This is a genomic window from Chitinophaga sp. 05T412 (genome assembly GCF_056396465.1).
Window position 1 is genome coordinate 114,491 of record NZ_JBFTLN010000016.1, and the last position, 25,712, is coordinate 140,202.

The 25,712-nt window shown below is 46.9% G+C and carries 17 protein-coding genes; 13 read left to right on the forward strand and 4 right to left on the reverse strand.

Annotated elements, in window-relative coordinates:
- The first annotated feature begins 66 nt into the window (after nucleotides 1-66).
- A complete protein-coding gene (locus tag AC1DFM_RS28170) occupies nucleotides 67-591 on the forward strand; it encodes a DinB family protein (RefSeq protein WP_477080114.1) in 525 nt (174 codons plus the stop codon).
- Between the two features lie 2 nt (nucleotides 592-593).
- On the opposite strand, the gene AC1DFM_RS28175 is transcribed toward AC1DFM_RS28170, so the two are convergent.
- On the reverse strand, nucleotides 594-1,565 hold the full coding sequence (locus AC1DFM_RS28175; protein ID WP_477080115.1) for a GlxA family transcriptional regulator: 972 nt from the start codon (nucleotides 1,563-1,565) through the stop codon (nucleotides 594-596).
- A 142-nt stretch (nucleotides 1,566-1,707) separates the two neighbouring features.
- On the opposite strand from AC1DFM_RS28175, the gene AC1DFM_RS28180 reads away from it, so the two are divergent.
- Together AC1DFM_RS28180 and AC1DFM_RS28185 are read left to right on the forward strand one after the other, a co-directional pair.
- Nucleotides 1,708-2,202: a DinB family protein gene (locus AC1DFM_RS28180; RefSeq protein WP_477080116.1), complete on the forward strand. Its 495-nt coding sequence runs from the start codon at nucleotides 1,708-1,710 to the stop codon at nucleotides 2,200-2,202.
- 15 nt (nucleotides 2,203-2,217) lie between these two features.
- Nucleotides 2,218-2,430 (forward strand): hypothetical protein, encoded by a 213-nt coding sequence (locus AC1DFM_RS28185; RefSeq protein WP_477080117.1) that lies wholly within the window; start codon nucleotides 2,218-2,220, stop codon nucleotides 2,428-2,430.
- A gap of 150 nt (nucleotides 2,431-2,580) precedes the next feature.
- On the opposite strand, the gene AC1DFM_RS28190 is transcribed toward AC1DFM_RS28185, so the two are convergent.
- Nucleotides 2,581-3,603 (reverse strand): YXWGXW repeat-containing protein, encoded by a 1,023-nt coding sequence (locus tag AC1DFM_RS28190; RefSeq protein WP_477080118.1) that lies wholly within the window; start codon nucleotides 3,601-3,603, stop codon nucleotides 2,581-2,583.
- A gap of 474 nt (nucleotides 3,604-4,077) precedes the next feature.
- Between AC1DFM_RS28190 and AC1DFM_RS28195 the strand changes: the two genes are divergently transcribed.
- From AC1DFM_RS28195 to AC1DFM_RS28210, 4 genes are read left to right on the forward strand one after another with little or no spacing between them, the layout of a single operon-like run.
- Nucleotides 4,078-7,134, forward strand: coding sequence for a SusC/RagA family TonB-linked outer membrane protein (locus AC1DFM_RS28195; protein ID WP_477080119.1), 3,057 nt, complete (start codon nucleotides 4,078-4,080; stop codon nucleotides 7,132-7,134).
- Between the two features lie 30 nt (nucleotides 7,135-7,164).
- Nucleotides 7,165-8,634 (forward strand): RagB/SusD family nutrient uptake outer membrane protein, encoded by a 1,470-nt coding sequence (locus AC1DFM_RS28200; protein ID WP_477080120.1) that lies wholly within the window; start codon nucleotides 7,165-7,167, stop codon nucleotides 8,632-8,634.
- A gap of 17 nt (nucleotides 8,635-8,651) precedes the next feature.
- Nucleotides 8,652-10,295 carry an arylsulfatase gene (locus AC1DFM_RS28205; protein ID WP_477080121.1) on the forward strand — a complete coding sequence of 548 codons (1,644 nt, stop codon included), beginning with the start codon at nucleotides 8,652-8,654 and terminating at the stop codon, nucleotides 10,293-10,295.
- 22 nt (nucleotides 10,296-10,317) lie between these two features.
- Nucleotides 10,318-11,934, forward strand: a complete 1,617-nt coding sequence (locus AC1DFM_RS28210; RefSeq protein ID WP_477080122.1) for an arylsulfatase — start codon at nucleotides 10,318-10,320, stop codon at nucleotides 11,932-11,934.
- Nucleotides 11,935-12,036: 102 nt separating this feature from the next.
- Here AC1DFM_RS28210 and AC1DFM_RS28215 read toward each other — a convergent pair whose 3' ends face one another.
- Nucleotides 12,037-14,298 carry a TonB-dependent receptor gene (locus tag AC1DFM_RS28215; RefSeq protein WP_477080123.1) on the reverse strand — a complete coding sequence of 754 codons (2,262 nt, stop codon included), beginning with the start codon at nucleotides 14,296-14,298 and terminating at the stop codon, nucleotides 12,037-12,039.
- Nucleotides 14,299-14,412: 114 nt separating this feature from the next.
- Nucleotides 14,413-15,198 carry a DeoR/GlpR family DNA-binding transcription regulator gene (locus AC1DFM_RS28220; protein ID WP_477080124.1) on the reverse strand — a complete coding sequence of 262 codons (786 nt, stop codon included), beginning with the start codon at nucleotides 15,196-15,198 and terminating at the stop codon, nucleotides 14,413-14,415.
- A 314-nt stretch (nucleotides 15,199-15,512) separates the two neighbouring features.
- Between AC1DFM_RS28220 and AC1DFM_RS28225 the strand changes: the two genes are divergently transcribed.
- The 6 genes from AC1DFM_RS28225 to AC1DFM_RS28250 all read left to right on the forward strand — a co-directional run bounded on the left by AC1DFM_RS28225 (nucleotide 15,513) and on the right by AC1DFM_RS28250 (nucleotide 25,707).
- Nucleotides 15,513-18,680 carry a SusC/RagA family TonB-linked outer membrane protein gene (locus AC1DFM_RS28225; protein WP_477080125.1) on the forward strand — a complete coding sequence of 1,056 codons (3,168 nt, stop codon included), beginning with the start codon at nucleotides 15,513-15,515 and terminating at the stop codon, nucleotides 18,678-18,680.
- A 58-nt stretch (nucleotides 18,681-18,738) separates the two neighbouring features.
- Complete coding sequence (locus AC1DFM_RS28230) at nucleotides 18,739-20,265, forward strand: SusD/RagB family nutrient-binding outer membrane lipoprotein (RefSeq protein ID WP_477080126.1); 1,527 nt, start codon at nucleotides 18,739-18,741, stop codon at nucleotides 20,263-20,265.
- Between the two features lie 53 nt (nucleotides 20,266-20,318).
- Complete coding sequence (locus tag AC1DFM_RS28235; protein ID WP_477080127.1) at nucleotides 20,319-22,550, forward strand: glycoside hydrolase family 20 protein; 2,232 nt, start codon at nucleotides 20,319-20,321, stop codon at nucleotides 22,548-22,550.
- A gap of 157 nt (nucleotides 22,551-22,707) precedes the next feature.
- Nucleotides 22,708-24,024, forward strand: coding sequence for a gluconate:H+ symporter (locus AC1DFM_RS28240; RefSeq protein ID WP_477080128.1), 1,317 nt, complete (start codon nucleotides 22,708-22,710; stop codon nucleotides 24,022-24,024).
- Between the two features lie 72 nt (nucleotides 24,025-24,096).
- Nucleotides 24,097-24,567: a RidA family protein gene (locus AC1DFM_RS28245; protein ID WP_477080129.1), complete on the forward strand. Its 471-nt coding sequence runs from the start codon at nucleotides 24,097-24,099 to the stop codon at nucleotides 24,565-24,567.
- Between the two features lie 99 nt (nucleotides 24,568-24,666).
- On the forward strand, nucleotides 24,667-25,707 hold the full coding sequence (locus tag AC1DFM_RS28250) for a PfkB family carbohydrate kinase (RefSeq protein ID WP_477080130.1): 1,041 nt from the start codon (nucleotides 24,667-24,669) through the stop codon (nucleotides 25,705-25,707).
- Nucleotides 25,708-25,712: the final 5 nt, after the last annotated feature.

The window sequence follows — 25,712 nt, forward strand, 5'->3', positions numbered from 1 at the left end:
TAGGGCTGTCACACCCCCATCTTTTCTTTGTGTTATCAAACAAAAAAACAATAAAAATACAGCCTTATGGAAAGCAATGTTTTGACCGCTAACGTACCAACAACACAAATCGTATTGACGCCTGAACAGTTCCTGAAGCACTGGCAGGGCCACCGCGACCTGACCCGTCGTGCTATTGAAAAATACCCGGAAGATAAGCTGTTTACCTACAGCATCGGTGGTATGCGTCCTTTCTCGGCGCTGGCCATGGAAGTATTAGGTATCGCTTCTGCTGGTGTACACGGTTTTGCTACGAATGGAGAATGGAAAACGATGGACGAATTGCTGGCACACACCGGTGCTACCAATCCCACTACGAAAGATGAATTACTCCAATTGTGGGATATTGTGACAGAGCAGATCAATGAATACTGGCCCCGTATTGCATCCGAAGATTTCCAGCGCCCGATGAAGGCTTTCGGTATGTACGAAGGTACTGTTACCAGCCTGCTGCTTTACTTTGTGGATAATGAAATCCACCATCGCGGACAAGGGTATGTATATCTGCGTAGTCTGGATATTGAACCACCTTTTTTCTGGGACAGACACTAATCTTACCGTACTGCACTGAACTTCTCCCGGTATTCAGAAGGGGTCATTCCAACTGTTTTACGGAATACCTTTCTGAATGCCTTGGGGTCGTTGTAGCCTGAATTAAAGATCACTTCCATCATTTGCTGGCCGGTTTGTTCCAGTAGTTTTTTGGCGGCTTCAATGCGTGTGAGCTGCAGGTATTCAATAGGCGTTACACCGGTCACCTGTTTGAACCGCCGTACAATATTGCGGCGGCTGGAGGGAATGTCTTTAATCATCTCTTCAATAGTGCCGGCTTCCTGGTAACTGGCTTCAATTTTTTGTTGGGCAGTAGCCACCAGGTCGTCGTGATGATTACGGGTAGGCTGAAATGTGGAGAAGTAAGATTGCTTGTCTCTGCCCATATCAATGGCAAATATTTTTGCGGTTCTTACGGCTATTTCAATACCGCAATGTATTTCCAGCAAATGCAGTAGCAGATGGAAGGTAGAGGTGGCGCCACCGCTGGTATAAATACCGGCATCATGGGTAACTGTTTTGTCGGATAGCAGGTTTACTGCCGGAAAAGCCGCGGAAAAATCTTTGCAGGCATCCACGTGCGTAGTGGCAATTTTTCCATCCAGCAGGCCGGAAGCGCCCAGTAAGAAGGCGCCGGTACAGAAGCTGGCTAATGCGGCGCCGTTTTTATATTGTTCTCTTAACCAGGGCAAATAGACCTTGTTTTCATGAATGGATTGCTGCAGGTCGTCACTGGTAAAAGAGGGTATCAGTATCAGGTTGAAACTCGTTGTGGCCGAAATGTCCAGCGATTCGTAGTTCGGAAAAGCGGAAGACAAATGTACCGTTTCCCTGGTGTTGACAAGGGTAATGGTAAATGGTGCTGCTTCACCTTTTTTTTGGTAAATCTTATTGACTGTTTCAAGTACATCGGTGATGGCCGCCAGGCTGAGTAGCTTGTAATGGCGGATAAGCAGGATACCTATCTTGATCATATGGGTTTCAATTTTTAATTCGCTGGTCAAACTTAAGACTTTTGTCGCAAATACCCCCTAAGATTGGCTTTAACAGCATCTGCTGTTGCAAGGATTAACAACTACCTTACAACAACTTTGAATACCTAAAAATAATAAGAAAATGGAAACAGCAAGCAACAGAATGCTGGGCATTCTTTCACTATTTGACTTACAAACAGGATTTTTTCCTAACGCATTGTTTGGGATTTCCGATTCAGATGCGCATAAACGCCTGGATACACCCGCTAATCACGTGGCATGGCTCGCTGGCAGCCTCGTACAACAACGATTTGATCTGGCCGGTTTTTTAAAAGTGGAAGCCAAATCTTCCGCAGATCACCTGTTTAGTAAAAATCAGGGCATCAAAGCAGACGTGATTTATCCGTCGTTGGACGTGTATAAAAAAGACTGGGAAACTATTACACCGTTGTTACGCGCTGCCATCGTATCCGCTACTGACGAGGAATTGAATGTTATCCTGAAATTTCCGGAGATGAATATGTCTTTTCCGGTGTGGGATATGGTGACTTTTTCCATGTACCGGGAAGCCAACTGTATTGGCCAGATAGCGCTGTGGCGCCGCTTATTGGGGTATCCTGCTATGAGCTATATGTAATTTAAATTTAGTAGCATGGTAGAAGTATTTGTAACAAATGTCAGACGGGTAGCAGCAGCACAGGAAATAGTAGCGCTGTTGCTCGAAAATTTTCCGGATAGTAAAGTCAATTTCGACCTGGAAGATTGCGATAAGGTATTGCGCGTGGAAGGAGATAATTTTCACGCAGGAAAAGTAATGATGCTGGTCAATGAAACAGGGTTCCATTGCCAGATCATGGAAGACTGAAAAGCATCCGGGTCTACAGCACCGGATACTTTTTTAAAGCACCTGGTCAAATGAAAAAAGCCACCGGAAAGATGGCTTTTTTGCATTGGATGAAATGAAGGAGGAGTTTGTTGGATGAAATAGATGGGGTGAGATGAAGTAATTGAGGAGCTAGTGTCTGCCCCGGCCGCCGCCACCATGTTCACCACCACCATGGCCACCGCCACCGCCGTGTTCTCCACCGCCGCGAGGCATCCCGCCACCGTTCATATGTGGCTGCGAAAAATGCTGCTGGTGCTGCATGGCTACCATGCGATTGCCACCTCCATTGTTAAAATGATTTTCTCTTGGCGCTGCGTTATTGAAATGATTTTCTCCTGCACGATTGCCGGCATTGTTAAAATGATTGCCGCCATCGCCGTTACTCATACGCGCCGTAGCATTGTTGTTGGAAATATGATTGGGCTGTGCACCGCCATGGTTTCCTTCGGGAGAAGTAGTCCCCTGTCTGACAGTATGATTTCCACCCATAATACGACCGTTGTTACCCGCTGCCAGCATGCTCCGGTTATTCCGGGCACTTTGTTCATGCGATAACTGTGCGGAGGTAGCGTTGACATGCTGCTCATTCATCGCTGCAGTTTCTATACGTGTAGGCCTTGCCGTAATACCACCAGGACCATTGAAACTGCTGCGGTTATTCACCACCGTGTTGTTATTGATGTAGGTATTGTTCACGTAGGTGTTATGCACAATCGTGGTATTCACGTTTGAATAAGCCGTATTGTAATGGTAGGAATTTCCCCGCCACATACCGCCATAGAAGCCGGAACCGCCATATCCATAACCATAGTTGACTCCTCCGTAGAATCCTACGTGAGGGCCCCAGTAGCCGGTATGCCAGCTATAAATACCGCCCACAAATCCCCAGTAACCCGGTGTCCAAACCACACCGATGCGTGGTGGCGCCACCCATGCGCCGGGTATCCAGTAATATCCATCTGGTCCGTAAGCCCAGTAGCCCGGTGTCCAGATATATCCATCATATGGGCAGGGCGGTTGGGTATATACCCGCAATGGAGGAGGTGCTACCCGGATAGAAACGCCTACGCCCACACTAACCTGCGCATATGCTGTTGATCCGGTGCCGATTACTGCTGCTAACAACAGTAAAGCGAATGTGAACTTTTTCATGGTTCGATTAGGTTTTTCATTAGTTGGACGCCAGGGAATGCATAAAGTTTAAAAATTAATAGTCTACTAAGTTTGTGTACTAATAAAATTATCTTTACTTTTACGCCGTTGTTCAAAACACAGCGTCGTCAACACTACTTACAGCAGGAACGAAAACCCTTATAGTTTTTAGCACCACCACATAAAACTATCGGGAAGACGCCGCTATGACAACAACACCATTCTCAACCAATAAAACAAGCCAGATGTCAACATCTCACATCTTCTCTGTCAGTGGCGAAACAAGGTGCTGTTTCGTCTGTAGTGTAATGCAGTAGCCATTTCCCGGCACCTTCTTTTTAATACTTATTCATTCATGCTGTTCATTTAACCAGGTGACAGAAGGGATACTATGCCCTTTACTCACACGGTATAGGCTTTCCTGCTATCTGATGTGGTCACGGTACTGATCAGCAGATTAAATGTTGTTTTACAATGCGACAAATTTTACGAGAAACACACCTGTTAAAGGCGGGCTTCTTCCTGCTATTTATTTTCCCTGTTGCCCTTCTGGCACAAACACCCGGTACGCCTTTGATCAACTCACATCTTACCGGCTTAGTAGTGGATGCTAAAACACACGAACCATTACCAGGCGCTGTGATAAACATTAAAGGCACCACCCACGGCGTGTCTGCAGACGCAGCCGGACGATTCACTTTTGTCACCGGTCAGAAATTTCCGTACATACTCATCGTTAGTTATATCGGTTATCGCCGCCTGGAAATCACCGCCAACGGAGAACACATCGAAATTCCGCTGGAACCCGTACAAAGTCAACTGAACGATGTGGTAGTGGTAGGCTATGGTACACAAAAGAAAAGTGATCTTACCGGCGCTATTGCCGCCGTTTCCGGCCCTTTGCTAAAACAGCCACTCAGTTCTGTTGACCAGGCGCTGAAAGGGGCCGTAGCAGGCGTGCAGGTAACGCAAACATCCGGGCAGCCCGGTGGCGGCGTGAGTATCCGCGTTCGCGGTGGTAGCTCCATACAAGGTGGAAATGAGCCCCTGTATGTGATAGATGGATTTCCGGTTTACAACAGCCCTGCCGGCCCCGGTATTCTCACCGGCACACCGGTAAATCCACTAGCCAGCATCAATCCATCCGATATTGAAAGTATAGATATCCTGAAAGATGCGTCTGCCACCGCTATCTATGGCTCCAGAGGCGCCAACGGCGTAGTGATCATTACTACCCGCAAAGGAAAAGCCGACAGAAACAGCGTTACCTATGAAGGAAGTTATGGGGTACAGTCGCTCCGCAAAAAAATAGATGTACTCAACGCGCATGATTTTGCCATACTCAGAAATGATGCCTTCTATGATACAGATCCCACCAAAGGAAAGTATCAGTACCTGTCGCAAGCCGATATCGATAAACTAGGCGCTGGCACCGACTGGCAGGATGCTGCCTTCCGGACCGCTCCGCAACAAAATCATCAGTTGTCCGTCAGCGGTGGAACGCCTAAAACGCGGTACCTTATTTCCGGGAACTATTTCAACCAGGAAGGTATTCTGAAAAATACAGACTTTTCCCGGATTGGTTTGCGGGCCAACATAGATGCACAACCCTACGACAAATTGAAGATAGGCGCCAATCTTACCGTGAGTAAATCCGATGCCAACGTAGCGCCTTCCGGTATTATCACGTCCCTGCTGCAGATGCCGCCCACGGCAACCATCTACGATGCCAGCGGGAGCTATACCCTACGTAATCCATTTGAAAATATTTTCGCTAACCCAATCGCCACCATACAGGAACAGATTAACAAGTCTACTGCCAATCGCTTGTTAGGTACTGCCTTCGCAGAATACAGCCTGATAGAAGGACTAAATCTGAAGGTACTGATGGGCGCCGACGTGAGTAATAACACCGAAAAGAACTACATACCATCCTCTATTTATGAAGGGCTGTTAACCAAAGGAAGTGCAGCGAAAGGCACTTACAACAGTTATTCCTGGCTCAATGAAAATACCATTTCCTATAACCGTGTATTTCATAAACACGCCCTCGATGTGTTGGCCGGATTTACGCAGCAGGAATTTAAAAGTGATATTACCAGGGCCGGTGCTCAGCGCTTTGTAACAGATGATCTGACGTATAATAACCTGCAGGGCGGGTCTACGCTGGTACGACCCTATTCCGACGCTACCGCATGGGTATTGCATTCTTATCTCTCCCGGATAAATTATAATTATAACAGTCGCTATTATTTCACTGCCAGTATCCGTGCGGATGGCTCTTCCCGTTTTGGTAAAGGAAATAAATGGGGCTATTTCCCTTCTGCCGCCGCCTCGTGGAGAGTGAGCAACGAATCATTTTTTGCGCCGCTGTCTAAAAAAATCAGTGACCTGAAACTCAGGGCCAGCTTTGGTACCACGGGCAATCTCGAAATAGGAGAGTACCAGTCGCTTGCCACCCTGTATACACTGGGATATCTTTTTGGAAAAGACATTGCTACGGGGTTTGCGCCTTCCCGCCTGGCGAACGACCATCTCGGCTGGGAGAAAACTTTCCAGTACAACGTGGGTGTTGATATCGGATTTTTCGATAACCGACTACTGCTAACGCTGGATGGCTATTATAAGAAAACCACCAACCTGCTCCTGAATGTAGAAATACCATGGACTTCCGGGCAGGCATCCTCCCTGCAAAACTTTGGTAGCGTACAAAATAAAGGAATAGAAATAAGCGTGAGCAGTAAGAACTTCGTGGGGGCGTTTACGTGGGGAACTGATTTGAATGTATCTGTGAATCGCAATAAGGTGTTAACCATTGGAAATGGTGCGCAGTCTTATATCAGCGGCAACTACATTATACGCGTGGGAGAGCCGCTGGGCAGCTTTTACGGCACGGTAACAGACGGCATTCTGCAAACCGGGGAAGAAGGGAAGAAGGGGAAACTGACCGGTAATGCCGTCCCAAAACCCGGCGACAGACTGTATAAAGATATTAATGGAGATGGCAACTTCACTACCGCTGCCGACAGAACAATTATCGGCAATGCGCAACCAGACTTCATTTTTGGGCTCACCAACAACTTCTCCTGGAAGGGATTTAATTTATCCCTGCTGCTACAAGGTTCTTATGGCAACAAAATATTGAATTCCAACCGGCAGTCGCTGGAGTTATTTAATGGTCAGCAAGGGGCTGCATCATCTGCGCTCGATCGCTGGACACCCACGAATCCCAGCCAAACAATTCCCCGCGCAAAGCTGGACCCTGCGCCGGTTTTCTCAGATCGCTTTATTGAAGACGGTTCCTTCCTGCGGGTGAAAAGCATTACGTTGGGATATACCCTGCCTAAACGAATCACCGGAAAAATATCGGCGGTGAATGTATTTGCTACGGCACAAAATTTATTCACCTGGACAAAATACACCGGTTTCGATCCGGAAGTGACTTCCGGCAACAACGTTTCACCCGGAACAGACCTGGGTATTTACCCGGTAGCACGTACCATTAGCGGCGGCGCCAGGATTACTTTCTGATCCATATTATTTATCTAAAAACCAGGGCACATGAAAAAGATATATATCATTATACTACTGGCCATAACGGTGGCATCCTGCACCAGACTGGATGAACAGCCGGAAGCAGTCATTACTTCCGATAATTTTTATCAGAATGAAGCAGAAGCGAATGCCGCGGTAACAGCCGCCTATCGCAAACTATATGAAACAGGACAATCATTGTACAACAGCCTTTTTCAGATAGGCGTGGAAATGGCTACAGATGATTATGAAGCAGGGCCAAGAGCCCGGAATGCCCATGTGCGCGCTATTTCCGGTCTTACGCATGATGCTTCCAATGATCGGATGGAGCAGCTGTGGAAACAGAGCTATGACGCCATCAATGTCTCCAATATTGCTATTGATCAGATTGCGTTGATCCGTAAGGGTAGTATCACCGAAACCATCAGAACACGCCTGATCAATGAAGCTAAGTTCCTGCGGGCATTACATTATTTTAATTTAGTGAGATGGTTTGGCCCGGTGCCACTGGTGCTGCATGCGCCGGCATCATTATCACCGGACGCATTATATGTAGAGAAAGCACCGGAACAGGCAGTATACCAACAAATCATCCAGGACCTGCAGGAGGCAGAACATCTGCCGGCACCGGCGGAATATGGCCCGGCAGACATCGGCCGCGCTACTGCCGGATCTGCCAAGAGTCTGCTGGCCAAAGTATATCTCACAAAAAAAGACTGGCAGCTGGCTGCCGATAAAAGTAAGGAGATCATCGATCTCCACTGGTACGAACTGTTTGAAAACTTCGCGGATGTGTTTAATGTAGCGAAGAAAAATGGAAAGGAACATATTTTCTCTGCGCAGTTCCAGGGCAATTCCGCCTACCAGGGAAATAGCCTTGCCAGCCGCTCTGCTCCCAATGAAGTGCCCGGCATTAACGGCGATTATGCCGACGCATTACACAAACAGGGAGGGCTATATGAAAGTTTTGGCGAAGGGGATGCCCGCAAATCCGTCACATTTGTGACCCAGATGACCAGCCCCACAGATGGTAAACTGTACACCTTCGAACCACACCTGAATAAATATTACGATCCGGCGGTAGTAGGCAGCCAGGGCGAATCCTCGAAAAATTTACCCATTATCCGGTATGCAGAGGTATTGCTCATTTATGCAGAAGCATTGAATGAAGTGAACCATGGTCCTTCCGCCGCTGCATATAACGCCATCGATGCGGTACGGCAAAGATCCAATGTACCGCGACTGCAGGATATAGCGCCGGGATTGAGCGCAGATAATTTCCGCGACAGCGTTTTCCAGGAGCGAAGGAAAGAACTGGTATATGAATACCAGCGCTGGTTTGACCTGGTAAGAAGAGGCCCGGATTACTATGTGAAAGTATTAAAAGCAGCAGGCAAAACACTGGCGGCGCCCCGTCACATTCATTTTCCAACGCCACAACGTGAATTGAACCTGAATCCAAAGTTGAAACAAGACCCGCTTTGGGTGAACTACTAATACCTAAATACCAACGAATGAAACAAATATGCTTTCTGCTCCTGTGGCTCGGTGTCAGCTATGGGAGCCTGGCCCAACAAAAACAGGCCGCACGTCCTAATATCATCCTGATTATGGTGGATGATATGGGCTACTCAGACATCGCACCGTATGGCTCGGAAATACAGACGCCTAATCTCAGCCGCCTGGCGGCGGAAGGACTGCGGTTACAGGAGTTTTATAATAACTCCATCTGCGCGCCTACCCGCGCATCATTGCTTACCGGTCAATCCAATCATAAAGCGGGTGTGGGCTATTTTAACGTAAACCTCGGACTGCCGGCTTATCAGGGATACCTGAACAGGGAATCACTGACATTGGCCGAAGTGCTGAAGGACGCGGGTTACAGCACACTCATGTCAGGAAAGTGGCATGTGGGAGATGATAGTATCGCCTGGCCTAATCAACGTGGGTTCGACCAGTTTTTTGGCTTTATTGGCGGCGCCAGTAACTATTTTGATATTGGTAGCTACCCGGATAAGGCGCCACCAGTACCGCTTGTAGAAAACAATCGTTCTTTCAACCTGCAACCAGGACATTACCTCACCGATGAAATTGCCGGCCACGCCGTGAAATTCCTGGACGAACAGAATAAATTAAACAAACCTTTCTTTTTGTATGTGGCCTACAATGCGCCACACTGGCCACTACAGGCATTGCCGGAAGATATTGCAAAGTACAAAGGCCGCTACGCCATCGGCTGGGATTCACTACGCAGGGAACGGATTATCCAACAAAAGAAGTTAGGCATCATAGCGCCGAATGCCACCATTGCACCCGATCCGGAAGTACCCGCCTGGGAAAGCCTCACCTGGGATGAACAACAATTATGGCAAAGGAAAATGGAAGTATACGCTGCCATGATTGACCGCATGGACCAGGGCATTGGTAAGATATTAACGAAGTTAAAAGAGTTGAAGAAAGACGAAAATACCTTGGTCGTGTTTATCTCCGATAACGGTGCCCAGGGCGGTTTTATACCAACCGGCAGAAAAAGGCCACGTAGTTCCGGTCCCATTGGATCAGCAGGATCATATGATTATCAGGAACAAAGCTGGGCACATGTATCTAACACGCCATTCCGTTCTTACAAGGCCAGTGCCTATGAAGGAGGTATCAGCTCACCATTGATAGCCTGGTATCCAGCCAGGATAAAGGCTGGAGGCATTGCACGGGGTACTGCACACCTGATAGACCTGGCGCCTACATTTTATGAAATAGGTGGTGCTGCATATCCATCTTCCTACCACCATATCAACACCAATCCTTTACCTGGCATTAGCTTAACCCCATTGCTGTTTGCGCAGCAGGAAATTACCCGTAAAGTGCCGCTCTTCTGGGAACGCGCCGGCAACAGGGCCGTGCGGCAAGGAAAGTGGAAACTGATTTCCTCCTGGCCATCCAAACAATGGGAGCTGTATAACCTGGAAACAGACCGGGCGGAAACCAACAACCTCGCGGCACAGGAACCTCAGGTGGTAAAGGAACTGGCAGCAGCCTATGATAACTGGGCCAAAGAAAATGAGGTGGTGGATTATGATAAAATAAAACCCACTGGTCCGTCAGGATTTGCAGGCCCTACTGGCGGGAGCCAGCCTGCCGCAGGAAAGCGGAACAAATAATGCCACACACAAAAAAAGAATCATGAAAAAATTATTACCTGCTTTAATAGCAGCAGCCATATGGACTACTAACGTATCCGCACAAACGAAAAAGCCGAATATTATTCTCATCATGGTGGATGATATGGGATATTCGGATCTGGGCGCCTATGGCTCTGAAATACGTACACCCAACCTCGATCGGCTGGCTGCCGAAGGACTGCGCCTGAAAGAGTTTTACAATAACTCTATTTGTGCGCCCACCCGTGCCTCTTTGCTGAGTGGTCAGTATCAGCATAAAGCGGGCATCGGCTATTTCGATGTAAACCTGGGCCTGCCTGCTTATCAGGGCTTTTTGAACAAAGAATCACTGACGCTGGCAGAGGTGCTGAAAACAGCGGGTTATAGTACATTGATGTCGGGGAAATGGCATGTAGGAAACGATAGTCTTTCCTGGCCCAATCAACGTGGCTTTGAGCAATATTACGGCGTAATAGGCGGAGGCGCCGACTACTTCGATGCGAAGCCTATGCCATTGGGAGGAGGTCAGTATCCGGTGGTGCTGGTAGAGAATAATCAGCGCCTGCATCCGGCAGATAACAGCTATTACTTCACCGATGAAATTGCCGGCCATGCCGTGAAATACCTGCAGGAACAAAGCAAAGCCAACAAGCCCTTCTTTTTATATCTTGCTTTTAATGCGCCGCACTGGCCTTTGCAGGCATTGCCGGAGGATATTGCAAAGTATAAAGGGAGATATGATATTGGCTGGGACTCTCTTCGCCACGAGCGTTTAATACGGCAACAACAACTGGGCATACTGGACCCTCGTCAAACAGTGGCTCCCCGCGATGAAGAAGTGCCGGAATGGAATAGTCTTACCTGGGATGAAAAGCAGCTCTGGAAATCGAAGATGGAGGTGTATGCCGCTATGGTAGACCGGATGGACCAGGGAGTAGGCAAAGTACTGGATGCGTTGAAAGCACTGAAGAAAGACGATAACACGCTGGTGATATTCATTTCAGACAATGGCGCTCCTGCGGAAGATGTGGCGCATTGGGGGCCTAAAGCAGCCAGGAATACCGGCCCGGTGGGTACAGCCGGCTCTTTTGAATCCCAGGGGAAAAACTGGTCTTTCGTATCCAACAGCCCTTTCAGGGCCTTCAAAAACTTTATGTATGAAGGTGGTATCAGTTCTCCGCTGATTGCCTKGTTTCCCGGTAAAATTAAAGGGGGCACGATCTCTAAAGGAACTGCCCATCTGATAGATCTGGCGCCCACTTTTTATGAAGTAGCAGGCGTGAAGTATCCGGAAAAATATAATGGGATAAAGGTAAATGCATTGCCTGGGAAAAGCCTTACCGGACTGTTTTTCCGTGACGAAGCGGTAAACCGTGAGGCGCCTCTTTTTTGGGAGCGCGCCGGCAACAGGGCCGTAAGAAAAGGTAAATGGAAACTGGTATCCATTTATCCGCAGTATCGCTGGGAATTGTATGATGTAGAGCAGGATCGTGGAGAGACCAATGATCTGGCGGCTAAAAATACACAGATCGTAAATGAGTTGTCTGCTGCTTATTTCGAGTGGGCCAAACAAACCGGGGTAGTGGAGTATGAGAAGATAAAACCGGCGTCGTTATTTGATAAGAAGCCAGCAAAATAGCAGAAAGCAGAAAGCAAAAAGCAAAAAGCTATTGTAGCGAGTGTTATACGTTTTGATCACTCGCTACAATAGCTTTTTGCTTTTTGCTTTCTGCTTTTTGCTCTAATAAGTAATCGTATAAGTCAATGAATACGTTCTGCCACGTCCCATGAATTCATAAGTAGCTGCACTGCCTAACGCTTTGTAGAACACCTGCGCTCTCTGGCTCCAGATGCTTTGGTAGTTGCGGTTCAACAGGTTTTGTACACCCGCTGTTAAACGACCAAAAGGTAATTTTACGCCACCCACCAGGTCCAGTGTGTTGAAGTCGGATAATTGGTTACCGGCATCATCTTTTAAGCGAAAGCTTTGTACATCCTGCAAACGAACATTAAACAGGCGGTTATGCCATCCTGCGAAAGTGACTACTTTAGAAGGACTGGCATCGGTAACGGTTTGCTTTTGCCAACTACCATTGTTTTTGTTTTCTGATTTTATCAGCAGGAAATTAGTACCGGCTTCAATACCATTGTTGAAGTTATAAGACAACGCACCTTCAATACCGTAATTTCTGCGGGGCTGATCAATCAACAGCAGGGTGAGGGTAGCAGCAGTATACTGAATATTTTTGTTGGAACGGGTGTAGAACAAGGCAGTTTGCGCGTTCCAGCCACTTTGCTTCCATCTCCATCCGGCTTCAAACTGGTGAGTTTTGATACCACTTAACGGTGACGACCCTACGCTGGCGCCATTTTGTAATGTCCAGTGTTGGTCGATGAGTTTGTAGCTACCAGTGCCGTAATATTTGGCAGGATCTGCCAGGGAAAAGCCTTCCGAGAAATTCATCCAGGTTTGCATGGCCTTCGTTACTTTATACACCAGGCCGCCATTGAAAGAAGTGATGTTGTAGCTTTTCTCTCCACCTGTCACCGCATCGGCCGTTTTACCAATACCATAGGCGATGAGCGCCTGTTGGCGATAGTCAACAAAATCATCTACTTTAACATGAATCCGCTGTTGACGGATACCTGCTGATAACGTCAGAGAAGAAAGAATATTCCAGCCTGCCTGCGCAAATCCGGCGATGCTGTTGATGCCAATATGCGGATAGCGTCCGGCTACTGCAAAGGTTTTGTTGATCAAACCACCAGAGGTGTAGGAAGTGGCGGCATCAAAGTAGGTTTGTTTTGATTCGAAATTTTCATGTTCGCCATCTATGCCATAGCTGACGTTCAGCGTCTTCCATTTTTTAGCCAGTACCAGTTTAAATCCATATACATCTGTGTTCTGGCTGGAAGCGCCCATATTGGGGATGCTCTTTTTAGCGCCGGCAGCATCTGTGTAGGAGAGGGTGCCCGGGAAAGGATAGAAGTTAAAACGCTCGGATCTGCCAAACGCCTGTACATAAATATCCTGATGTCCGAGTACATCGGTAATACGATAATTCAGATTGGCAGTGGCTCTTTTGGACATTGGGTTTACATCAGATTCAAAGCCATCTTTTACACTAATCAGCTCCGGCTTACCACCGAAGGTGCCGCTGAGGTCAGGACCCAGGTAGAGGCCTTTATGGCCATCAAAACGGGAATCGTAGTATTGTGCGGCTACACTTAATGATTGTTTGGGAGAAATACGCCATTCACCGTTTCCGAAGATGTCGATGGAGCGGTTGTATTGCAGATCGGTTTGGGTGATATCCATCCTGACCTGTTGGTTGTTGGCATCATAAGCGGCGCTGTTTTTCTGAAAGGCGGCGCCAATGCGGCCACTGATTTTCTCGTTGCCGGCAGATACGGACTGGGCTATACGAAGATCGTGGTCATCGCTGTTTCTTAAGCCACTTCTGCCGCCTATTTCTGTTTCGAAGGCTACGCCATGACGCACGCCTTTTTTCGTGATGATATTAACAATACCGCCGGAAGCGCCGCCACCATAAATGGCGCTGGCGCCGGAGAGTACTTCAATTTTTTCGATATTAAACGGGTCGATGGCGTCGAACTGCCGGCTTACGCCACGGGTGCTGTTCAGCGACACACCATCGATCATCACCAGTACTTCTCTGCCGCGGAGATTTTGTCCGTTGTTGGTACGTCCCTGTCCACCGAGGTCCAGTCCGGGAATAAGTATGCCCAGTGCTTCTTTCAAAGGAACACCGGCCTTGATTTGCGTTTGAAGTTTAGTACTGTCGATCACCCAAACAGTACCGGGTATATTGCTGATTTGTTGGGGAATTCTGGAAGATACCACCACTACATCGCGCAGCTGGGTAGTACTCATCCCGGGGATGCTGTCCTGGCCAGCGGTCTGCGCATGGGCGGTTGTAATTGAAAAGGCCAGCAGGCAGCCTGCGCTGCGGAAAATTGTCTTCGTAAAAAATTGATTCATAAACACCGTCGATCTTTAATAAGCGGCACAAAATTAGAATAGCCGCGGCCGGTGGGTTTATGTAATCAGGAAAACTATTTACGAGATCAGGAAAATTTTAACGGATTTTCCGGGTTATAAGATAGTCAGGTTTTTCGCTTTGTAGGCCTGTAATTCGGGGCTGTCGGCGGGGAGTTCAGTAATGAGGTAATGAATATCCTGCAGATCGGCTATTTTCATCTTCATGGAAGAGTTCAGCTTTTCAGAAATAGCCAGTATGGCTACTTTCTCTGTTGCCTTGATCATGGCTTTCTTTACCTGTATGGTTTCCCAGTCGGCGTCCGTTAAGCCATTCACCGGGTCAATGGCGTTGGTACCAATGATACAGAGGTCCGCCTTGATGTTGGACAGGTACTCAAATACTTCCCCACTTACGGTCATCTGGCTATAGGCAGAAATTTGTCCACCGATGACAATTGTTTTTATCATAGGCTTATCAAGCAACTCTACGGCGGAGAGCACGTTCACGGTGATAAAAGTGGCACGGAGGGTAGCGGGGATTTTTTTGATGAATTCCCGGATAGTGGTGCCCCCACCGATTAAAACGATCATATCGTCCCGGAGAAGCTGCAGGGTTTTTTCCGCGATGACCAGTTTATTGTTCTGTGCATAGGTCTGCGATTCATGCCCATAATGGTAGGCGATAGACATGGCGCCTCCCTTAATTTTCACTACTTCTCCGTCTTCCGCCAGTTCATTTACATCTCTCCGGATGGTGTCTTCTGATACGTTGATCAGTCCCACCAGTTCGGAGTAGGTGATGCGGGTATGAATATTTACCTGCTGTATAATTAACTGCTTCCTCGCTTTTTTAGTGAGGGAAGCAAAAGGAAGCTGCTCCTGCGTGTTCGGACTATCCATAGCGTTGCGACGATTCAGAGGGTGATGATAGTTAAAAATCCCAGCATTTGCAAAGTTTCGGACTGCCGGGTAAAATAATATTAGCGCAAAAATATGTGTTCAATATCGATTTTGCACTTTTGACAGTAAAAATAATTTTTCTGCAAAAGTTGTAAAATGATAAAATATTAATAACCAATAAATTGATACATTATTTCAATCTTGTTTGCGATTTATTTGCAGAATATAGTTGCAAATTATTTGCAGAAATAAACTAAATACCTATTTTAGAGCAGTATTTCCGCATTATTTGAAGAACTATCAACCAAACCACAATGATGAAAAATGTCATAAAGCTGGCAACTTTCACGAAACTGATGCTACCTGTACTGAGCCTCTTGTTTTGTTTTGGGAGTTACGCCCAGGCACCTGCCAACAAATCCATCTCAGGTACCGTAAAGGGACCTGATGGACAACAAATTATTGGCGCTACGATCTCCTTGCTGTCCGCAAAAGGAGTAGGCGCAGTTACCGATGCCAACGGAAAATTTACTTTAAACATGCCTGCCAACCATGCTGCCGACATCTCCCTCGCCGTTAGTTATATCGGATATGAAAGGAAAGAAGTGAAAGTAGCACCTGGCCAAACGCAAGTGAACATCCAGCTGGACCAGGCTTCCAAAGCACTGGGTGAACTGGTGGTGACTGCGTTGGGTATCAAAAAGGAAAAGAAAGCCGTGGCCTATGCGGTAACAGAAGTGAAAGGCAGTGAATTTACCCAGGCCCGCGAAATCAACGTAGCAGATGCTTTAACCGGAAAAATTGCCGGTGTAAACTCAAGTAGTTCCGCTGCAGGTCCTGGTAGTTCCAGTCGCGTGATCATCCGTGGTACGGGTTCCCTGAATGGCGACAACCAGCCATTGTATGTAATCAACGGTATGCCCATCGACAATACCACGCAAAATATGCCTGCCAGCGGTAATGGTGCTATTGGTCTGAACGCAGACCGTGGTGATGGTATTGGTGGTATCAATCCAGACGACATCGAGAGCATTACGGTATTGAAAGGCGGCCCCGCTGCTGCTCTCTACGGTTCCCGTGCAGCCAATGGCGTTATCCTGATTACAACTAAAAAAGGGGTAACCAGAAAAGGAATTGGTGTAGACTACAACTCCACTTTCACTGCTGAAACACCTGCTATTATTCCTGACTGGCAATACGATTATGGTTCCGGTCAGAACGGCGCAAAGCCAACAGATCAATCATCCGCTATCAGCGCCGGCCGCCTTTCCTGGGGAGCTAAAATGGATGGTAGCAATGTGGTGCAGTTTGATGGTGTAGGACGTCCTTATTCTCCACAGAAAAATAACATCAAAAATTTCTACCGCACAGGTACCACTTTCACCAACACCGTATCTTTTGCCGGTGGTAATGAAAGCACTACTTTCCGCGCCTCTCTCTCTGATATGAATAATCGTGCATTGGCGCCTAACCAGCACCTGAATAAAAAAATATTCACTGCAGCCGTAAACTCCAACCTGAGTAAAAAGCTTGCAGTAGAAGCATTTGCGCAGTATAATATTKAAAAAGCAGAGAACAGAAGCAACGTGTCTGATGCTCCTGGTAACCTGAATTGGAGTACTTATATGCTGGCTAACACCGTAGATATCCGGAATATGAATCCCGGCTACGGTAAAGACGGAAACGAAGTAAGATGGAATTCTTCTGACTTCGCAGGTAATCCATATTTCATTCTTAATAAATTCCAGAATAACGACAACCGTAACCGCTTTATCGGGAACGTAAGTATCAAATACAATATCCTGGATAACCTGTTTGTTCGTGGTCGTGTTAACCATGATTATACCAACGCCGGTTATGTAGGGATAGTACCTTCTGGTACCGCTTATGCATCTGATGGTTTTTATGCGCAAAATACAGCTGCTATCACTGAAACAAACGGTGAACTGACGCTGAACTACCAGACTAAACTGAGTAAAGACCTCGGTTTGACAGCTATGGCCGGTGGTAACCAACGTCGCTCCAAATCAGATGAAACTATTTTTGATGGTAAAGGCTTCTTCGAACCGGGTTTTTATGATCAGTCGAACGTAAAGAATTTAAGTGTTAAAAATATTAACCGGCATCAGGGAACCAATTCTCTTTTCGGTTCCATAGACCTCTCTTTTAAAGACCTGTTGTATTTCTCTGCTACCGGCCGTAACGATTGGTTCTCTACTTTATCTAAAAAGAAGAATAATATATTTTATCCTTCCTTCGGTGCCAGCTTCCTGCTGTCTGAAGCGGTTAGAATGCCTTCCTGGGTAAATTTTGCTAAAGTTAGAAGCTCCTGGGCACAGGTAGGTGGTGGTGCACCAACGCCTTATGCGTTGAACCAAACCTATAGCATGGTACCCGGTGGAGGACACCTTGGACTACCACTCCAAACACCCACACAAACAAACGGCGTTGGCTCTGGTGAGCTGATGGCGCCTAACCAGGACCTGAAACCATTTACGTCTACTACCCTGGAATTTGGTGTCGAAGGTCGCTTCCTGCAAAATAGATTATCTGCGGATATCACCGTATACCAACGTAAAACTACCGATGATATCATGCAGGCGGCAATTTCTCAAGGTTCCGGCTACAACTACGCTTATCTGAATGTGGGCGAAATGAGCAATAAAGGCGTGGAAGTGATGTTCTCCGGTACTCCTGTGAAGAAAAAAGATTTTAACTGGGAGGTGACTTTCAACGCATCATACAATAAAAACGAAGTGTTGAAACTTAATAATGGCCTAGATAAACTGGAATTGGACAGAGCCGTAAACAGCTATGCGTTCATCTTCGCAGAAGTAGGTAAGCCTTATAGCATGATCCGTGGCTTTGGTGCCAAGAAGAATGCACAGGGACAAACAATTTACAACAAGTCCAATGGCTACGAAGTAAACGAGCAAAAGGATCTGGGAACAGGTATTGCACCATGGGGCGGAGGTATTACTAACAGCTTCCGTTATAAACAATTTAACCTGAGCTTCCTGATCGACGGTAAATTTGGCGGTTATGTATATTCCGGTACCAACCTGTATGCCACCCGCTTTGGATTAAGTAAAATTACCCTGCCAGGCAGAGAAGAAGGATTAACGGTAACCGGTGTGGATACTGATGATAAGCCGTTCACCAAAACATTTACTTATGGCAACGGTTTGCAACAGTACTACGATAACTTCAAAAACCTTTCCGAGAAATTTGTATACGATGCCAGCTTCATTAAATTAAGACAGGTAGTGTTGAGCTACAACATCCCTACTAATGCAGTGGCCTTCGCAAAAGTGCAATCAGCTACCGTTTCATTTGTAGCGAGAAACCTCTTCATCCTGTATAAAAACGCACCGAACGTCGATCCTGAATCAGCCTTTAGTAACAGGAATGCGCAGGGCTTTGAAATGTTCGCCGTGCCACGCACCAGGAGTTATGGTATCAACCTCATGGTAAAACTGTAGTTCACGTTTAAAAAAAATATTTATGAAACGATTGGCCAGATATAAATATATATTTCTCATGGGTACAGTACTTGGACTGTCATCCTGTGACAAAGGATTTGAAAAATTGAATACAAATCCTAATGCTTCTTCTAAGCCGAATGTCGATTATCTCTTTACACAGAGCTTGTTGAAAGGTAACCTGGTATACGACAGAACTTACTTTTATACTTCTTACCTGCAGTGCGGTAACTATGTGCAGCACTTTTCAACGGCGAAGGAAATTGCGGGCGCCGGCGCCGGTGATAAATACGCGGCGAATGATTTTTACCAGGGTTATTACTATCGTTACATTTATACCAATGCGATCCTTACCCTGCAGGAAATCATTACTGCGCTGAAAACACCGGAGCATATAGCGGAAGTAAATAAACTATCGGCCGCCCGAATTTGGAAAGTATTGCTGATGCAGCGTATCACAGATCTCTATGGAGATGTGCCGTATTCAGAAGCTTCCCAGGGTAGGAGTGGTGTATTTCTGCCTAAATACGATGCACAGGCAGATATTTACGTAGACATGCTAAAGGAATTGGATGAAGCCATCAAAGCATTTGATCCCAGCGCAACTGCTGTTACTTTCAAAGACGCCGATTTGCTGTATAAAGGTAATGTCGCCAGTTGGAAAAAATTCGGCTATGCACTGATGCTGAGAGTAGCCATGCGCGCTACCAAAGTAACAGATGGTAAAGTAGTAGCGAAAGATTGGGTACAGAAAGCATTCGCCGGCGGCGTTATCCTCCAGGGAAAAGAGAGTGCTGTAATAGGCTACAGCAACGGGCCGCAGACATATAACAACAATCCCGTGGCATTTGAACTCGTAGGACAGGATTATAGCCTGAATTCCCACGGTGCAGAAAATATAGAATGGGGTAAATACAGCAAAACCTGGATCGACTTCCTGAAAAATAATAATGATCCCCGCCTGGGAGTAGTGTCAGTGGTATGGAATAATAATGTACCTGATACTTCCGCTGCCATTCAGAAAGGCATGCCGAATGGTTCCGATAAAAGGACCGCTGAATTCGTCACTTTCTCAGAACCTAATCCGGCTACTGTTTTAAATAATGCAGCACCGCTATTGATTTTAAGTAATGCAGAAACCAACTTGTTACTCGCTGAAGCCGCCTTACGTGGCTGGGTATCCGGTGATAAAGCACAGTATTACAACGACGGCGTTACAGCTGCGTTGAAGAATTGGTCACTGTTTGGCCCTGCGGGTGTCATCACAGATGCTAAGATCAACCAGTACGTAACTGCACATGCATTGAATGTAGCTGGTACTCCTGACGCACAAATGAACCAGATTCATACACAATTGTGGGCCGCATTATTCCTGGATGAACAGGAAGCCTATGCTAACTGGAGACGCACCGGCTACCCTGTACTGGTACCGGTTAATTACGTGGGCAATGCGACTGGTGGTACTATTCCCCGCCGTTTACCTTACTCTATATCAGAACAAGGTATTAACGGTGCACACTACCAGGAAGCAGTAAAAAGACAAGGTCCGGATTTATTAACAACCAGAGTTTGGTGGGATAAATAACTATGAAAAGAATATTGCTTTTATCAATATTAGTAGGGGTTTGTAACACAACAATGTCACAGAGGAATAAGGCTGCCGCAAAGGCAGCCTTGGTTCCTTTGCCAGTGAGTGCTACTTATAATACGGATAGCTTTCAGCTAACTCCCAACACCACGCTGCTGGCAGATCCTGGCAATGAAGGCGCCGCCACGCTGCTACAGGAATATATTCAGCAGCAAACAAAGAAAGCATTACCGCTGACAGCACAACCCGGCAGTAACCGTATCGTATTACATACGGATACCATCCTCGTAAAACAGCCCGAAGAATACCTGCTGCATATTACCAGAGAACAGGTGACCATCACCGCGTACAATGCTACCGGCATCGTACGGGGTATTGCCACACTACGACAGTTATGGCAGCAACAAAATGCTACTAAGCTGGTGTTGCCGGGAGCAGTGATACACGACTATCCCCGCTTCGGCTACCGGGGCATGCACCTGGATGTAAGCCGCCATTTCTTTTCGGTTGACTTTATCAAACAGTTTATTGATCAGCTGGCACTGTATAAAATCAACAACTTTCACTGGCACCTGACCGATGATCAGGGCTGGCGCATTGAAATAAAAAAGTATCCCAAACTGCAGTCTATCGCTGCGTGGCGGGACCAAACTCTGATTGGACACAAGAAAGAATTGCCCCACGTATTTGATGGGAAAAAATATGGCGGATATTATACGCAGGAAGAAGTGAAAGCAGTGATTGCCTATGCCGCTGCCAGACATATTACCGTGATCCCGGAAATTGAAATGCCCGGTCACGCATTGGCAGCGCTCAACGCATACCCCGAGCTGGGTTGCACAAAAGGACCGTATAAAACCGCGCAGTTCTGGGGGGTATTTGATGATGTGTTTTGCGCAGGAAACGATAGCACCTTTACTTTCCTGCAAGACGTACTGGATGAAGTGATACAATTGTTCCCTTCTACGTATATCCATATCGGTGGGGATGAATGCCCAAAGGTAAGATGGGCGCATTGCCCCGCCTGTCAGCTGCGTATGAAACAGGAACACCTGGCAGATGAGCACGCACTACAAAGCTACTTTATCAAAAGAATCAGTGAATACGTACACAGCAAAGGCCGGAAGATAATTGGCTGGGATGAAATACTGGAAGGCGGACTGGCGCCCGGTGCCACCGTGATGAGCTGGAGAGGTGTAGACGGCGCCATTGCCGCAGCCAGGCAACAGCATCACGTGATCATGACACCGGAAGATGAACTGTATTTCGATCATTATCAGTCTTTATACCCCGAAGAAAAAGTAGCCGCCGGCGGATATACGCCTTTGGAAGAAGTATATCATTACGATCCGCTACACGCCGCAGGTGATACCGCATTGCTTCCTTATATTTCGGGCATGCAGGGGGAAATATGGAGTGAATACCTGGATACCGAGCAACAGGCGCAGTACATGATCTATCCACGTTTGCTGGCGGTGGCAGAAAGGGCCTGGTCGCCGCAAAGCGTGAGAGATGATGCTGATTTCCGCATCCGGGTAAAAGCGCAGCAGCCATTGTTGCGCGCACAACATATTGCTGCGGCGAATAATTTCGATGAAATAAATTACAGTATAGACAGCCTCGCGAAAGGACAATTATACATTGCACTGTATAGTACAGACGCTGCCGCTACTATCCGTTATACTACGGATGGCAGTATGCCCGGCGCTAAGAGTCCCGCGTATAAACACCCGGTACGACTCACCAAAAGCAGCACGCTCAAAGCTGTATTGTATCAACAACAACAACGTACGCAACGACTATTTCATCAGTCGTTTACGATCAATAAAGCGACTGGCGCTACTATTACATTAAAGGAAACGCCTAATACCAAATATACTGGTGATGCCAGCTTGCTGGTAAATGGTATTGCAGGATCTAACCGCTACAATGATCAACAGTGGCTGGGCTTCAGCAAACGGGATCTGGAAGCAGTGATTGATTTGGGCAGTGAACAATCTATTCAGCAGGTAGGGGCCAATTGTCTGAATTATCATTGGCAGAAAATGTGGCCGCCTACTGTGCTTGAGTTCCTGATCTCTAATGATGGGACTCATTTTACACCACTCGCTATCGCCACTGATTTTCCGGTAAATGGCATCAATGCCATACGCCTGCCGGTAAAACCGGTGAAGGCCCGGTATGTAAAAGTGGTGGCCCGCAACAAAGGCGTGATACCGGAAGGCGAATACGGCGCAGGTGGTAACAGCCAGTTATTGATAGATGAAATTATAATTGATTAAGCCATTAGCGGTGAGCCAATAACCATTAGCCAATTACCATTCACCATCAGACAAAGTAAAAAGCTCACCGCTATCTGCTAAAACAAAATTCCGCGAAACGCCTACGGCTGCCAGCTTACAGTCCGACAGCCTGCCGCTACAGCCAAAAGTGATTGATATGTCTTTTCTGATAGTAATATTTTGCATGTTGGTATTCGTTGTTTTGCTCACCTGGTGCAAACTGAATCCCTTTATTGCTTTCCTCCTGGTATCTGTGTTGGCAGCGTTACTATTAGGGATACCCGCTGATAAAATTTCTGCTTCCCTGCAAAAAGGTATAGGCGACACCATAGGAGGGTTGCTGAGCGTTATTGTACTGGGAGCCATGCTGGGCAAACTGGTGGCGGAAAGTGGTGCGGCCCGCCAGATTGCCAACACCCTGATGCAACTATTCGGCGAAAAATATCTCCAGTGGGCATTGATGGTTGCTGGATTTATTATCGGCATCCCGTTGTTTTATACGGTAGGCTTTGTATTGATGGTGCCATTGATTTTCTCCGTGGTATACCAGTATAAATTACCAGCCGTATATATTGGATTGCCGGCACTGGCGGCATTGTCGATTACGCATGGGTTTCTGCCGCCACATCCATCGCCTACTGCATTGGTAGCACAGTTTAATGCCAATATGGGATTGACATTGTTGTATGGGCTGGTAGTGGCTATTCCTGCATTGATACTGGCCGGCCCTGTTTTTTCAAGGTATCTGAAGCATATCCCTGCATCGCCTGCTGCTTTGTTTCAGCAACAGGAAGTAAATGATACGCCTTTACCAGGAAAAATGAATAGTTTTATCACTGCTTTGTTGCCAGTATTACTATTGATCTTCACAACGTTGTTAGCTCACTTTTTCAACCAGGAAAACACAGTGGCCCATCGTTGGATATTGTTTGCAGGAGACGCCCCCACCGTAATGCTGTTTGCGTTGCTGGTAGGCACCTTTTCGCTGGGTATTTGCCAGCAAAGGCCTGTAAAGGAAATTATGGGGATCTATGCAGATGCGATCCGGGATATTACTATGATCATATTAATTGTGGCAGGGGCCGGCGGATTGAAACAAATACTTGCAGATAGCGGGGTGAGTTTACAGATTGCGAACGCCATGCAATCCTGGCATATTCCCGTACTGATATTGGGTTGGTTAGCCGCTGCTATTATCAGGGCCTGTGTTGGCTCTGCTACTATTGCCGGCCTTACCGCTGCTGGAATGATAGCTCCACTGATGTTGCAGGGACATGTAAACCCCAACCTCATGGTATTATCAATAGGCGCGGGGAGCCTGATGTTTTCGCACGTGAATGATGCAGGTTTCTGGCTGTTTAAGGAATATTTTAACCTGAGCATTAAACATACTTTGTATTCCTGGTCGGTTATGGAAACCATTGTAGGTACCGTAGGACTTATAGGAGTACTGATATTAGATAAGTTCGTATAGGTACCTATCTTTCAAAAAAATAATAGTACAACATCAGCAAATCATATTTTTTAGAAAACTAAAACAGCAACTATGGAAAACAATCATGCAGAAGAGAAATTAGCGGCCCTGGGACTGTCATTGCCTCCGGCTCCGACGCCATTAGGGGTGTATAAACCATTTCTGATAGATGGTAAATACCTGTATCTCTCTGGTCATGGACCCGTGCAAGATGATAAGTCACTGATCATTGGCCGTATAGGCGATGCACTGGATATCGAACAAGGTAAACTGGCTGCACGCCAGGTGGGTTTAACCATGCTTTCTACGATTAAAACACATGTAGGCAGCCTGGATAAAGTAAAGCGCGTCATCAAAGTATTGGGTATGGTGAACTGTACACCCGATTTTGAGCGTCACCCATATGTGATCAATGGTTGCAGCGAATTGTTTGCGGCAGTATGGGGAGCCGAAAATGGTATCGGCGTAAGAAGTGCAGTCGGCTTCGGCTCTTTGCCTGATAATATTCCGGTGGAAATAGAAGCACTGTTTGAATTATACTAGACAGCGGTTGATTTGTATATTTGGATATTTAGCGGAGTTTGTTTCAAAAAGAGTACTTTGAAAAATAGTTCAGCAATATCCAGGTAACAAAATAATTTAATGATGCAGAAACCGGATGGTAACAAAGGGCTTCGGGTAACCGCCTTCGGGGAATTTTTGCTGCGCCTGCACAGTAGTGGTGGCAAACGATTTCAACAAACCGACGGATATACCGCCTGGTATGCAGGGGCGGAAGCCAATGTATGTGTACTGCTGGCCAGGTTAGGGATACACGCAGATTATGTGAGCCGTATGCCGGACAACGATCTCGCCTGGGCAGGTATTCAACAACTGAGAAGTCATGGAGTGAACACCGACCATGTATTATTCGGTGGCGATAAGCTGGGCCTGTATTTTACAGAACCTGGCAACAGTATCCGGCCTACCCGCGTCATTTACGATAGAACGGGAACGTCTTATGCGGCCCTGGAACCCGGGCAGCTCAACTGGAAAGAGATCCTGGCACATAGCCATTGTTTTCACTGGTCCGGCGTAGCAGCAGCAGTATCTGAAAATGCAGCTGCTGTTTGCCGGGAGGCGCTGGAAGCGGCAGTAGCGGCGGGAATTACCATCTCGTCGGATTTTAATTACCGCTCCAAACTATGGAAGTATGGCCAGCATCCATCGGAAGTGATGCCGGGACTACTGCAACATAGTGAAGTAACCGTAGCCGACCTGGATGCCGTGAAAGTATATTTTGATATCGACACAGATACGGCATTGCCATTGGAACAACGGTTTGAGCAATGCTACACCGCATTGTTGCCAAAAATGCCCCGTCTTAAAACGCTGGGCATGAGTTTCCGCCGGCAAAAAGATCAACAGCTCTGGTACACCGGCGCCCTGGCACACGAAGKACAGTTTTACTATGCGAAAGGGTTTCCGCTCACAGAAATCACCGACCCGATTGGTACAGGCGACGCCTTTACCGCCGGTATGTTGTATAGCCTGATGAACGGAGATGCACCGCAGCAAGTCATCGATTTTGCCACGGCCTGCGGTACTATCAAACAAAGTATTCCCGGCGACTGGGCCATTGTAAGCCACGCGGAAATAGTTGAACTGATGAAAAACGGTATGTCCGGAAGAATTGTACGCTAATTAAT